This is a genomic window from Chromohalobacter sp. HP20-39 (genome assembly GCF_033052815.1).
GTDB lineage: Bacteria > Pseudomonadota > Gammaproteobacteria > Pseudomonadales > Halomonadaceae > Chromohalobacter.
The window spans coordinates 1-352 of the sequence record NZ_JAWHTP010000310.1 but is presented as its reverse complement, the minus strand read 5'-3'; the positions used below and the strand labels follow the sequence as shown (position 1 = coordinate 352).

At 57.1% G+C, this 352-nt stretch carries 1 protein-coding gene; it reads left to right on the top strand.

Annotated features, from left to right (window positions below):
• Positions 1 to 352, top strand: a 352-nt coding sequence (locus RVY79_RS18125; protein WP_317465917.1) for a peroxiredoxin, incomplete at both ends; no start/stop codon positions are given.

Here is a 352-nt window from a genome sequence, read left to right as displayed (position 1 = left end):
ATGGCAAGATCGTCGTGCTGTATTTCTATCCGAAGGACAACACGCCCGGCTGCACCACCGAGGCAATGAATTTCCGAGACCAGTACGACGCCTTTGAAGCAGCCGGCGCCGTGGTGTTTGGCATCTCGCGTGACAGCCTGAAGTCGCACGAGAACTTCAAGGCCAAGCTGGAGATGCCTTTCGAGCTGATCTCCGACACCGACGAAGCCGTCTGCAACCTCTTCGACACCATCAAGATGAAGAAGATGTACGGCAAGGACGTGCGCGGTATCGAACGCAGCACCTTCCTGATCGACGCCAAGGGCGTGCTACGTAAGGAATGGCGCGGTGTGAAGGTCCCCAGTCATGTGGA